We start from the raw sequence: 12,522 nt of genomic DNA, 5'->3' as shown, positions 1-12,522 counted from the left end.
AGAGTATATGAAACTGACGTATCTTTTTTGGGCCCGGAAGCTCAAAACCAGAGCAGATGTTCGGCCAGGATTTTACCTCCAAGCCCTATCAGTATGAGCCCTCCGAGAACTTCCACCTCATGTTCAAAGAAGTGGCCCAGCCTGTAACCCAAAAATGCCCCGCAAAAAGACAGTATAAAGGTCACGCAGCCTATGATAATTACCGGCACAAGGACAGGGGTGTTTAAAAAAGCAAAGCTGACGCCGACTGCCAGGGCGTCTATGCTTGTCGCGATGGCTAACAGGAAAAGCACGGAGTAACTTAGGGAAGTAATTCCCTCCTCATCCCCGAAAAAGGCCTCGTAGATCATCTTGCCTCCGATAAAGGCCAGTAGCCCAAAAGCAATCCAGGGGGCCCAGTCCGAGACAAAGTCGCTTACCGTGTTTCCCGCAAGCCAGCCAATAAGCGGCATAAGGGCTTGAAAGCCCCCGAAAAAGACTGCCATCTTAAAAGCGTCGCTCAAGCGGAACGGCTTTACCGTGGACCCGCCTGAGATGGAGACCGCAAAAGCGTCCATGGCCAGGCCGAGCGCCAGCAGAAAGTCTGTCAGGAAAAGCATTCTGAGAACTGCTCCTGCCGAATTACTCGGACTGCGCTTCCCTGAGCTTTAACGCAAGTTTCCGGACAGCCTCCGAGACCTGGTACTCAGACGCTCCCCAGTGCACGATCACTCCCTCAAAACCGTTGATCTTTACAAAGCCCGACTTCTCCGACCTGCAACAGCGGGTGATAAAGGGGCCGGTGGGCACGACGATTTCAGACTTGAAGGGGCAGATGTTCATAAAGGTGTATTCGAGGTCAGGAAAGCGCATCTCGAAGAGGGACTTCGAAATCTCACAGCCCACAAGGAGGTGCCCGTTTTCGGTCAGCACGTCCGAGTCCAGGCATTTTCCTTCAAGTCCCGAGGAGCTGCAGGGAAAGACTGTGTTTTCTCCCTCAAACTGCCTCAGGTTGACAGTATTTTCCGTAAATCTTACCTGGAGGTCCCCAAAAATCCCACTGACTTCAAGCCTGCGCACCACCTGGGTGAGCCAGGAGGGTTCCGGGGGTGCAATGTCCAGGATCTCGATTTCAAGGATGCCTGAGGGGTCCGGCTCGTGGACGATTGTTACGTGTTTGTCCGTGCCTGTGAAGATGACGGTGTTCACCCTGCCGGTGCAGAGTTTTGTGGCGGTTTCGATAAGAAGGACCCGGTCTTTTATATTCAGCTCTTTATCGTATTTTACTACCTCTTCTCCTGTGGCTATCGGTTCGAGAGCTTCGACTTTGCGGAGAAGACCATCCCCGCTTTTCTTCACATGGTAGACGGAGTATTCCGTGTTGCCTGTATCAGGCCTATTTTTTTCGATGACAAGGTACTCTGTCAAAAAATATATGGGTTCTTCTGTACCTTCAGGGAGGGCTTTTGAAACCCCCACACATTTGTATTCGTCCGGAAAAATCATAAGGATCGTCCATTTTTAGGGTTGTTTATCACAGAGACAATTCGTTTTTTGGCTCTGGAGTTGAAGCAAAAACTGCTTTAACTGCTTTAATTTCTTTAATTGCTTTTTGCTTTAACCGCTTTAGGAATGATGAAAATATAACTTCAGGTTTTATTTTGGGAGTTGTTTCATACTCATACATGTTGTGTTTTTGTGTGAGGGGGTGTTTGGTGTGTGTGCATTCAAACCACGGAAGACACGGAATACACGGAAAAAGAAAGGCCGGAAGACGATATTTAAGGTTGTTCTGGTGTTGTTTAGGAATGGTGAAAATATAATTTCAAGTTTTATTTTGGGAATTGCTTCATACTCATACATGTTGTGTTTTTGTGTGAGGGGATGTTTGGTGTGTGTGCATTCAAACCACGGAAGACACGGAAAAGCACGGAAAAAGAATGCAGGAAGACGATAATTACGGTTTCTCGGGCATTTTTTTGTCCTCTTGAGGGGGCGTAGTTCCCGAAAAGGACCTCGTGCTCCCGAAGCGAAACTCGGGGATCCAAAATACTCACCGGCCATCAGGCCGGTTTCCATGTCCTTCCGTGCTTTTCCGTGGTTAAGGAATGGTAAACAAAAATACTTGTATTATTTTTCCCATCCCTTAGCTGCTTAAAGCCTCTTTCTGCTGCTCCTGTAACTTTTTCCTGTGGGCCACAAGTCCCCCGTCCTGCAGGATTTCAAGCAGGAAGTCCGGGAGTTTGTTTCCCTTAAAGTTTTTCCCATCGGCGGCCCTGACCTTTCCTTCGATAAGGTCGATTTCGATTTCGTCCCCTTCCGCGCACTCAACACTGGCTTCCATGAGAGGGAGCCCCACATTGATTGCGTTTCTGAAAAAGATCCGGGCAAAGGACTTTGCAACAACACAGCTCACGCCTGCGTATTTAAGGGCAAGTGGGGCCTGTTCTCTTGAGGAGCCGCAGCCGAAATTGTTGCCTGCGACTATGATGTCCCCTTCCTTTACTTTTTTCGAGAACTCTGGGTCGATTCCTTCCAGAGCATGAGCCGCGAAGACCTGCATGTCCTTGGTCCTCAGATACTTGCCAGGGATGATCACATCGGTGTCGATGTCATCCCCAAAAATCCAGATTCGGCCTTTTATCAGGTTTTTCATTGTTTCACCTGAAATTTAAGTTTTTTTAATGGTATTTGTAGCTAGCGGATGCAGCAGGCACCCTGACTCGAAATCGGAGCTGATACAGGGACCGGAATAAGATCCGAAGCCAAAGACAAAACCGAAACCGTAGAGGCAGAACAGATACGAACAGGAGAGGCAGGAAAGAAAAACAACGAAAGGAGAAATACGAAAAAGAGATTAGAAGAAGGAAAAAAGAAGAGTAAATAAAAAAATGAACGCATAGGGTTGCGCTCAAATTTTTATCTCCTCGCCGTTCAGTACGGCTTCTTCATTGACTCTCACTTCTTTTGTCGTGTTCCCGTAACTCACAACGTAAGGGCCTGTGGGAGCTATATCAAACTGGGTTTCTCCGGAGATAGGGCCTTCGGTTGAATAGGGTACGGTAAATTCGTAATTCCCTGAAGCGTCAGCGCCTGTTGACTGGGAATACTCGAAAGTCCGGGCCTGACTGGTCAGTATGGTTGTGCTTATCGTAACCTTTTCATCTGGAGATGCCACGCCTTTTATTCTGGCTCCCTCCACATACTCGAAGATCTTGACAAATCCGGTCTCCACCTCGGGGATGTTCCCTCCGTGTACAACATTATAGATTTGCTTGTAATATATTTCATTTCGGGCTGCTCCCCAGGACTCATGGACCATACGATACTGTTTCAGCCCGTTTCCGTCCAGAATATGCAGCCTTGATTCCATGGAATTGTAGTAGCGCATGGTCTGGGGCCAGATAGTTTCGTAGTGGTCTCCGACCCATACCTGCTGTACGTACCCCTCCTCATCCAGAGTCCAGGCGGCCATTGCCATGTATATTTCCGTTGCCATTCTCCCGTTGGAAATTACATAACGAGCGCCTGCCTTGTCGGGATCAGGGTGGACTGCTTCGAGGACGGCTGTTGCCTCTTCTTCGGACTGGGCCGTGAAGAAAGTGGCCGCACCCGGCTGGTTTTCTTCCTCAAGGCTGTTTCTGCGCCCTCCTACTCCCTGCTGGAAGGGATTTGCGTTCGGAATTCTTCTACCAATTACTTCAATCCAGTGGCCGTAGTCCCACCAGGACATGACGCCATAGGCCGTGTCCGGATACTGATAAAGTTCACCGTCGGCAGGGGCTTCATAACTTTCATAGAAATCAAGGCCAGGATCCGGAGTGTTGTAGCGCATCCAGGTCAGGGACTCTATCCACTGACCGTTGGGGCCACCTGTTCCCTGAGTGTACCCCATAGCAAGGCCGTAGCTTGGGATTACAAGGGCCAGTACGATAATCAATAAGATCGGGATTGAAAGGATCTTTTTTGTGTTGATGTTTTTCTGGATGAAATCCGGAATCTCTGCCGCGGTTTTGACCTTTGCCCTGAAGTCAGCTCCAAGGGTTTTAAGGCCTGTCCAGTCTGCGATCATCATCCCTACGTATGCCGAGAGGATAGCTACGTTTACCGAAAAATAATAGGCAAAACGGTTCTGCTGGAGCATTGCCCAGAAGATCATCAAAGTCCATATAAAGAGAAAGTTCTTCTCCTGACTGTTCTTTTTGAAAGCTTCATATGCCAGGACGGCCAGGCCCAGGAATACCACATATCCTCCAAGGGCAAAATTGTCCCAGAGCGGGTCTCCTACTCTTCCAAAGAAGGGGGACGCTTCGGCAACTGTGAGGGCTCCTCCCGTACGCATGAAATAGCTGAACACGCTTAATATAAGACCGTACACGGATGCAGAGAAAAGTTTTGCGAGAAATACCCCTGCCCCAAAGAGCACCAGCAGTACGATGGGATAGTAGAATTTAGGAAGTTTCTTCTCATTCATGTAGAAAGAGATTCCGGTAAGGGCTGGGAAGGCGAGGATTCCTGCAAAAAGCCCTTTTATGTACATTCCCTTTGTACCCCCAAGGTAAGGGGTAAACATTATCATCAAAAGGGCGACTGCAAAGACTATCATCCCGGATATTGCCAGGTATTCGGTTGATTTTCCTTTCAGATGGTCAAACATGTGCTGGACTGTGAGGTATACTCCGAGGATGAAGGCGAAAAAGAGTGCCCCTTTCCAGGCAAGGGCATAGGCTCCGAGGGAAATTCCCGTAAGCAATAGGTAAGGCAGGGCCGGTTTTAAAACTCCAAAATCCTTGTTTTTTATTTTTTCAAATGAAATTCCGGAACTGCTTGCCTTTTTTAGGGCCATCACAAAAAACATTGCGGTAACCGTACTGAGCAGGGTTTCGGCAATGTGGTGGTCATTGAACCCGATTATTGCCCTTGAAAAAAACTGTCCCGGCTGGACCGCGAGGATAATTACGGCCAGCAGTCCGATACGCCTGTCATCAAATATCCATTTTGCAACAAAGTAGGTGGGGATTAACACAAGGGCCCCGAGAAAAGACGGCCAGTAGGCGCAGACTTTATAGATCAGGTCCTGGCCCGGGTTTCCTGCTCCAAGCACCCAGATGACTGCTGCAAGAAACATATCATAGAGGGGAGCAAAAACCTGATTGGTCCCGTATGGATAATGGGTGTATGCGTCAAACCAGAGCATATGAGGGAAGTTGTGCAGGATCGATTCCACGTTTCTCAGATGATACCAGGGGTCGTTTCCTCCGAACCTTACAAAGCCATTTGAAAGGAAAACCCCCGCTTTAGGAAGAGTCCGGATGTAGAAAGCTACAAAGAAGGAAATAAGGACTCCTGCAAAGTAGGGGAGACTCCCGAGGAGATTGTTTGGTTTTTTGCTCTCTTCACTCATGGGATACACTCTTTGAGTTCAATGTCATAACAATATTAATATAATGAACGATATATAATATCTTTGCTTTACTTTTAGTTATAATCATTTAATTTCATAAAAATTGAAAACATATCGAGAATAAAGTTAACTTGATTATAAATTACTATTCTCTCATATAATACTTATTGAAAATTTATCTGAGATCCATTCCCTCTAAGCTTAACTGTTTTCCCTTTTGTTTGGTTCCCAGGTGTGTACATCCTTGCCCATATTTAATAGTCCGAAAAAAAGATAGCCCTGGTATATTATGAAGGAGGAGACCATGTTTGTTTTGAGACTTCCCGAGAGCACTGCCAGGATAATAAGCCCGAGAAGGCCTGCCGCATAAAGTAGGTCAATTGATGCGAGGTACAGGGTCCAGAGTATAACTGCCAGGAAAAATGCGGAAGGCACGACAAAGAACATCAAAAATCTCAGGGGAAGAACGAGCAGGCCAAATTTTCCGTACTTCGGAGAAATGAGATCCAAGTTCATAAAGGTCGCTTCCATGAGCCTTGTGGCTCTCCTGACCTTCTGTTTTCTCTGTTCCTTAAACTCAAAGGGGACGTATTCGTAAAATTTGGCCGAGGGTACGTACTTGCATTTGTATCCGCTTCGTATAATTGAAAGGCCCCTGCTTGCGTCATCTGCCCCTTTTCGGGCATGGAGGGAGGGAGATGCATCTCTTTTAAAGGCTACTACGGCTCCGTTTAAGCAGTAGGTCGAATGGACATTGCTTTCCCAGACACAGATCTTCCCGTAGATTGAACGGTATGCAGATTCGGATTTTGAAAATAGGGTATCTCCTTTTGAAAGAGGCACGATATCTCCGGAGACCGCTCCGATGTCATCCCTGCTCAAAAGGACACTTACAAGGTCGGGTATGGTATCTTTGTCAAAGCGGCCATCAGCGCCTGTGATTACTATTATGTCGGAGGAGGCCTCTGCGATTCCCCGGTTTATGGCCTTATTTGCGCCGCTCCTGGGATTTGTTATGACCCTGCCGTTTACGGAGTTTCTTTCGAGGGCTTCTCTGGTTACTTTTTCGGTATTATCCGAGGAGCCATCGTTGGAGATGATGATTTCCAGTTTGTCTTTCGGATATATTTCGGCCAGGTTATCGATGTGGGTTGGGAGTACCAGCTCCTCGTTGTAGGCAGGGATTACAATACTGACTTTTGGGAGAGACTTCAGGTGTTTTATATTTTCTGGCCTGGAGGTAAAAGCTACGCTTATGTATATCAGATATACAAAGACCGGTAATGCTGTAACAATACAGGTTAAGAGAAATAACTGGTTCATGCTGAATTTTTCCTGTTTATTGAGTGAATAAACACCAATCAATATTAATATTATGGACTAGTTTTGAAATAGGAATTCCTAATATAAAGAATGCTCTTTTATTTTGTGAGAAAATAAAATAGAATCTGCCTGAGAGTGCACAGAATTCCGGGAATAATCATGAAAATATGTATGCTTACCACAGTACATCCTCCATTCGATTCACGGATATTCCATAAAGAATCAAAATCCCTTGCAAAGGCAGGGCACTCCGTGACAGTGGTGGCCCCCTTTGATTCAAAAAGTAATCAAAAGGTTGATGGGATAAACATCGTCACTGTAAAACGGCCGGAATCAAAAGTTTTGCACCCCTTAACCATGCTGCGTGTTTTTATCGAGGGGATGAAGCAGGACTGTGATGTCTACCACTGTCATGAACCCGGATCTCTTTTTATCTGTTCTTTGTTAAAAGTAATCAGGCGAAAAAAACTGATTTATGATGCCCATGAACATTATCCGAGTTTGATAGCTGAAGATAGAATATTTCCTGATTTCCTGAGGGTGCCAGTTTTTTTTATATGTGATACTGGGGAAAAATCGCTTTCAAAGTTTCTTGCAGACTACATCGTAACGGTTGATGAAGTTCTCAAAGAAATATTTAAAAAAATCAATAGAAATGTCTGTGTTCTTTCCAATTATCCAAAACTTGAATTTTTTGAAAAAAATGACTCCAGTATTGAAAATTCAAGAAATAACGTAATCTATGTTGGCGGCCTGACAAAAATCAGGGGCACACTTGAAACAATAATGGCTTTTGAAAAAGTACTTGAAAAAATTCCAGGTGCTAAAATGACCTTTGTGGGCGGTTTTATTCATCCTGAATATAAAAAAGAAGTGATGGATTATTACCACAGTCATAACCTGGAAGAGAATATAACCTTTACAGGTCATGTTTCTCACGACAAAGTTGGAGAATACATGAAAAACGCTTCCGTTGCCATCGGGTTACTTCAACCAAACCCAAGGTATGAACTGGCCATACCCGTGAAATTATTTGAGTATATGGCCTCCGGAAAAGCAGTCGTAATGAGCAATTTCAAGTATAATTCGAAACTGATATCGGAAATAAAATGTGGTTTGTCAGTAGATCCAAACAATATCCAGGAAATTGCCGATTCGATTATCTGGCTTTTAGAACACCCGGAAGATGCAAAACAAATGGGAGAAAACGGAAGACAGGCAGTTGAAACAGAATACAACTGGGAAAATATGGAAAAAAGATTATTTAAATTATACGAGGATATATGAGCATTATATGTTTATCAAAATCAAATTAAATGCGGCCACCCCACCCTAAACAGACTGTCCGATAATTCAATTTCAGGGCAAAAACATGTATAAAATAAGGCATTTAAAGCCTTTAAATCGAAAAGAAAAGAATTCCGTTATTATTGGTAGTAATTATCGGGCAGCTTCTGAAGGGCGGGGTATTCTTGACCATCCGCACTTCAGCCCTAATTTGACAGAAGCATACATTTTTAAATGTATAGATGGGCTTCATGCTTCTGTTTTTGCCATACAACCATATTTATTTATTGTAATTTAGATTTATTGAGAAATATTGCAGATTTAAATGAACATTGTGCCTATACAATGCGTTTTTTGTGACAAAATACTCTATTAATTAAAGAGATCTGTCAAACTTGGGCTCCAGAAGTAATAGAAACACAAAATGCCAAAAATTAATTTTTAAGTTGAAGATCAAGGTCAGGGAGAAAAATGAATAAAATTTGTATGATGTCTACAAATCATCAACCTCTTGATGCCCGCATATTCTATAAGGAAGCAGTCAGTCTTAAAAAAGCAGGGTATGATGTGAGTGTTTTGGGTCACACAGATGAAAAAATCATCGATGAAGTAGACGGCATAAAAATCATAGGAATTGATAAAAAAGTAAACCCAAAACAATACTTACAATTATTAAGTGAATTACTGAATAATGCAATAGACATAAATGCAGATGTATACCACTTTCATGAACCTGAATCTTTACCTGCAGCTGTATATCTAAAATTCTTGAAAAGGAGAAAAGTTATTTATGATGTTCATGAATATTATGTTGACAAATTGCCCGACATGAGTTTTCAGAGAAAAGTATTTTTTATGTTTCTTCTGTATTTCATAGAACCTTTATTCTGCCACTCTTTTGATGCAATTATCACAGCAGATGAAGGAATCGCAAAAAGATATAGTCATTTTAATGAAAATGTCCACCCAATAATCAACCTGCCATCATTACAAGTATTTAAAAAAAATGAGGATTATTCTATTGAAAGGAAATATAAAGAGGATGATATAATTATATATGTAGGGGGGTTGGCTGAAGAAAGAGGAATTATGAACCTTATTGAGGCAATCAATAAAGTTTCAAAAAAACGTCCTTCAACAAAATTACTCCTTATTGGCAATTTTGAAACAAATCAATTCAAAAACAAATGCTTTGAATACATCCAAAAAAATAATATGGACAAAAACGTTGAATATCTTGGATTCATCCCCCATAAAGAAATCCCGAAATATGTTAAAATCTCAAAAATAGGTTCAATACTTTTGTATCCAACAAAAAGGTTCAAAAAAACAGCTTATCCCTTAAAACTATTTGAATATATGGCATGTGGAAAACCGGTGCTTGCAAGTGATTTACCTGCAATGGGAAAAATAGTCAGAGAATCAGGATGTGGGTTGCTGATAGATCCTGAAGATATAGAAAAAATTTCTGAAAATATTCTCTATTTATTAGAAAATCCAAGGAAATCAGAAGAAATGGGTTCTAAAGGAAAAATAGCTGTTGAAACTAAATATAATTGGGGAAATATGGAAAAAAAATTGTTAAACGTTTATGAACGCTTATAATTTGCCAATGAGCTGTATCATAATTATACTCACACAGGTTTGGTTTTTAGAATTAAACTCCTCGCTTTTTTGAGTGGCTATATCTTACAAAAACCAACACGGTCTTTAATTACTCCATCTTACCCACAGAGAACGATGAAGAACCCAGAATTATATTGGGTTATTGCCCTTGTATTTTGATGCAACCTGCTTTCGGCAGGTACTTTGCAGATTCTACATCCTTTCTCATGATACCATTTTTTGCCATATTTCTAAAATAAAGTCCAACATATACAATCCTATACATGTGCTCCTATTTAAATATGAATCGTAATTTGGGACATATGTAAACCATTATTAATATTTTTGATTAGGAGGATTGTATTAAAAACGCCATCAATAAAGATTATCAAATTTTAATGTTAACCTGCCGAATATAGGGTTTATGGTGTTGTTAAAAAATAGTATGTAGAGAGCCAACTGCGTAACTCATAATTGGTGACAAAAATGATTGCTAAAATGATCAAAAAAATATTATATTTAGTATTCCCATTGTTTTATGACAAGAAATATTTGAACTCTAAAAAATTACGTGCTGATTGGATACTACGAGGGATATTTTTTCAGAAAATACTACAAATTAACCCAAAGGTTCCATTCCCTGTCAGCAGCCCTACAACAAGAGTTGCGATTCCAAAAAACATCGATTTTCATATAGATGGCTTAAATAACTTTCAAATGAATGGTTCCTACTTTCAGGCATATTATCCAATAAAAATTGGAAAAGGAACCTTAATTTCTAATAATGTAGGGATTATTACTGCAAATCATGATTTTTATGATTTATCAAAAAATGGAAAATTCGGGCCCGTAACAATAGGAAAAAATTGCTGGATTGGGATGAATGCAATGATCCTCCCTAAAGTTGAACTTGGAGACAATACTATAGTCGGTGCTGGGTCTGTGGTAACAAAATCCTTCCCAGAAGGTAATCTAATTATAGCAGGCAATCCAGCTAAAATATTAAAAAAGGTGTTAGTCTAAAAAATATTAATAAATCAACTACCCGCCACTAAAATGACAGGAATGTAATGTGCCCTGGTTGACCAGACCCCCAATTGAGGAGTTTTACAAGATCGGCCGATACGAAAGAATTTAGTTACCCTGGAATGCCGCCTCAGTTTCAGGCTCTAAGGATGCAGTTTATAATAGTCCTGAGAGGTAGGGACAGTGCTTGCATCATACAAACCTTTCAGTATCAGATCGAGAGGAAGCCAAATTCCGGAATTGACTCCAACAAGTCCGAATAAGCATAACTCCAAAAAAAGGAGGTTAACTCCATGTTAGTTTACGTAAAAAACCAATACGGAAAACCGCTAATGCCATGTAAACCATCGAAGGCGTGAAAATGATTAGCATTGGTTCATTCTTCACCAGGATTATGCAAATCGAAACTCTAAGACGCCAGAGCATCGTAACGCTGTCCACAACAATAGCTCTAACTTTAATTGGCTTTGCAAGCACCATGTACTTCGCTCATTCTATTGGAGCTTCTGTATTGGGAGTCTATTTCCTGTTTCTGGCATATTTTAATATCTTTAACCTTGTGATAGATGGGGGCTTTGGGGGAGCAGCAATCAAACGCATCAGTGAAGGTAACGAGAAAAATGAATATTTTTCTGCTCTGATCGCCCTCCGTTTTCTAATGCTTTTTGTTTCTGTAGGGATCCTGTTGCTCTTAAAGCCCTATCTTGAGGAGATCGATATTTCTGGTATGTTCAACTGGCTGATCGCAGCTCTTATAATCGGGATTTTCTGGAGCAATGTCTCAAATGGAAACTATGGATCAGGAAAAGTAGGAATTAATCAAACCTGCGGATTTTTAAACAGTATAGGAAAAATAATTATTCAGGTGGCTGCGGTTTTTCTTGGATTCGGAGCAGCAGGTCTTGCAGGAGGATTTGTTTTTGGAATGATCGCAGGGACTCTTGTAGGGTTCCACTTTCTGGATCTGCGAATCGTAGGATTCAAAAAGGCCCATTTAAAAAGTTTATTCTCGTTCTCATTCTGGACCTTTTTGGCTTCAAGTGGGAGCCTGGTATACAGGTATGCAGACACTTTAATAATTGGACATTTTCTTGAAACTGCCGATGTAGGAATCTACCGAGTTGCTTTCCAGTTCACTTCCATAGCTGGCTTTTCAACAATTGCAATTAAAACAGTTCTTTATCCAAAAGTAAGCAACTGGAGTGCAAATCAAAAATTGAACCTGGCAGAAAATGCCCTTACAAAAGCTTTTACATATTCTTTACTTTTGGCAATCCCGGTTCTGGTAGGAGGGCTTATATTTGGAGATAAACTCCTCTATGTATTTTATGGTCAAGAATTCGCAAAAGGAGCAGTAACTCTCTATGTGTTGCTTGCAGTACAGCTTGTAAATGTATTCATGTTCTTACAAACCATGTACCTCAACGGCATGAATCATCCAAAGGAATCTTTTAAAGTTACTGCAGTTGCAGCGTCTGCAAATATCGTACTGGATGTATTTTTAATCCCGCTTATGGGAATACTTGGGGCAGCTCTTGCAACACTCTTTACCATGATTCTGAATTCTGTGCTTGCCTACAGAGTACTGCACCGAATCATTGATGTGAGAATCCAAACTCAATCCATCAGGAACATAGTAATTTCTTCTCTTTTTATGGGACTCTTTGTGGGGGTTTATCGATCAGTGCTTTCTATATCCAGTATATGGCAAGCCCTTATACCTGTAGTAATAGGGGGGACTGTGTACATGCTACTTCTCCTAAAACTGGATTATGAAATCCAGAAAGAAATTAAAACCATATTAGAACAAATTGGAGTCTCGTGGCCTAAATTTGTAGGGTAAAAAATATTTTACATTCCAAAAATCAAATCAAATAAAAAAAGAGAACAGAAGAGTA

At 41.8% G+C, this 12,522-nt stretch carries 10 protein-coding genes; 4 read left to right on the top strand and 6 right to left on the bottom strand.

The genetic code is table 11. The features are described 5' to 3' along the window. Positions 1 to 41: 41 nt before the first annotated feature. The 6 genes from ACZ5QV_RS12030 to ACZ5QV_RS12005 form a co-directional block, all read right to left on the bottom strand. On the bottom strand, positions 42 to 599 hold the full coding sequence (locus ACZ5QV_RS12030) for a manganese efflux pump MntP (protein WP_464600029.1): 558 nt from the start codon (positions 597 to 599) through the stop codon (positions 42 to 44). Positions 600 to 621: 22 nt separating this feature from the next. Then, a complete protein-coding gene (locus ACZ5QV_RS12025) occupies positions 622 to 1,485 on the bottom strand; it encodes a DUF7714 family protein (RefSeq protein ID WP_464600028.1) in 864 nt (287 codons plus the stop codon). A gap of 28 nt (positions 1,486 to 1,513) precedes the next feature. Next, positions 1,514 to 1,666, bottom strand: coding sequence for a hypothetical protein (locus tag ACZ5QV_RS12020; protein ID WP_464600027.1), 153 nt, complete (start codon positions 1,664 to 1,666; stop codon positions 1,514 to 1,516). Between the two features lie 459 nt (positions 1,667 to 2,125). Next, positions 2,126 to 2,635: a LeuD/DmdB family oxidoreductase small subunit gene (locus ACZ5QV_RS12015; RefSeq protein ID WP_464600026.1), complete on the bottom strand. Its 510-nt coding sequence runs from the start codon at positions 2,633 to 2,635 to the stop codon at positions 2,126 to 2,128. A 255-nt stretch (positions 2,636 to 2,890) separates the two neighbouring features. Next, positions 2,891 to 5,383 (bottom strand): oligosaccharyl transferase, archaeosortase A system-associated, encoded by a 2,493-nt coding sequence (locus ACZ5QV_RS12010; protein WP_464600025.1) that lies wholly within the window; start codon positions 5,381 to 5,383, stop codon positions 2,891 to 2,893. A gap of 201 nt (positions 5,384 to 5,584) precedes the next feature. Further along, positions 5,585 to 6,706 (bottom strand): glycosyltransferase, encoded by a 1,122-nt coding sequence (locus ACZ5QV_RS12005; RefSeq protein WP_464600024.1) that lies wholly within the window; start codon positions 6,704 to 6,706, stop codon positions 5,585 to 5,587. Positions 6,707 to 6,865: 159 nt separating this feature from the next. On the opposite strand from ACZ5QV_RS12005, the gene ACZ5QV_RS12000 reads away from it, so the two are divergent. The 4 genes from ACZ5QV_RS12000 (at position 6,866) to ACZ5QV_RS11985 (ending at position 12,467) form a co-directional block, all read left to right on the top strand. Next, on the top strand, positions 6,866 to 7,993 hold the full coding sequence (locus ACZ5QV_RS12000; protein ID WP_464600023.1) for a glycosyltransferase family 4 protein: 1,128 nt from the start codon (positions 6,866 to 6,868) through the stop codon (positions 7,991 to 7,993). A gap of 486 nt (positions 7,994 to 8,479) precedes the next feature. Further along, complete coding sequence (locus ACZ5QV_RS11995; protein ID WP_464600022.1) at positions 8,480 to 9,598, top strand: glycosyltransferase family 4 protein; 1,119 nt, start codon at positions 8,480 to 8,482, stop codon at positions 9,596 to 9,598. Between the two features lie 486 nt (positions 9,599 to 10,084). After that, complete coding sequence (locus ACZ5QV_RS11990) at positions 10,085 to 10,621, top strand: acyltransferase (RefSeq protein WP_464600021.1); 537 nt, start codon at positions 10,085 to 10,087, stop codon at positions 10,619 to 10,621. Between the two features lie 364 nt (positions 10,622 to 10,985). Next, entirely contained in the window at positions 10,986 to 12,467 is a 1,482-nt protein-coding gene (locus tag ACZ5QV_RS11985) for a flippase (RefSeq protein WP_464600020.1), read from the top strand. The last annotated feature ends 55 nt before the right edge of the window (positions 12,468 to 12,522 follow it).

It is taken from the genome of Methanosarcina baltica (genome assembly GCF_055394095.1).
The sequence above is the reverse complement of the archived record's forward strand: the minus strand, read 5'-3'. Positions and strand labels throughout refer to the sequence as shown.

Excerpts from the sequence above, each read along its gene's own strand:
- ACZ5QV_RS12030 (WP_464600029.1), bottom strand. The coding sequence starts at position 599 with ATGCTTTTCCTGACAGACTTTCTGCTGGCGCTCGGCCTGGCCATGGAC.
- ACZ5QV_RS12025 (WP_464600028.1), bottom strand. The coding sequence starts at position 1,485 with ATGATTTTTCCGGACGAATACAAATGTGTGGGGGTTTCAAAAGCCCTC.
- ACZ5QV_RS12020 (WP_464600027.1), bottom strand. The coding sequence starts at position 1,666 with ATGTATGAGTATGAAACAACTCCCAAAATAAAACCTGAAGTTATATTT.
- ACZ5QV_RS12015 (WP_464600026.1), bottom strand. The coding sequence starts at position 2,635 with ATGAAAAACCTGATAAAAGGCCGAATCTGGATTTTTGGGGATGACATC.
- ACZ5QV_RS12010 (WP_464600025.1), bottom strand. The coding sequence starts at position 5,383 with ATGAGTGAAGAGAGCAAAAAACCAAACAATCTCCTCGGGAGTCTCCCC.
- ACZ5QV_RS12005 (WP_464600024.1), bottom strand. The coding sequence starts at position 6,706 with ATGAACCAGTTATTTCTCTTAACCTGTATTGTTACAGCATTACCGGTC.
- ACZ5QV_RS12000 (WP_464600023.1), top strand. The coding sequence starts at position 6,866 with ATGAAAATATGTATGCTTACCACAGTACATCCTCCATTCGATTCACGG.
- ACZ5QV_RS11995 (WP_464600022.1), top strand. The coding sequence starts at position 8,480 with ATGATGTCTACAAATCATCAACCTCTTGATGCCCGCATATTCTATAAG.
- ACZ5QV_RS11990 (WP_464600021.1), top strand. The coding sequence starts at position 10,085 with ATGATTGCTAAAATGATCAAAAAAATATTATATTTAGTATTCCCATTG.
- ACZ5QV_RS11985 (WP_464600020.1), top strand. The coding sequence starts at position 10,986 with ATGATTAGCATTGGTTCATTCTTCACCAGGATTATGCAAATCGAAACT.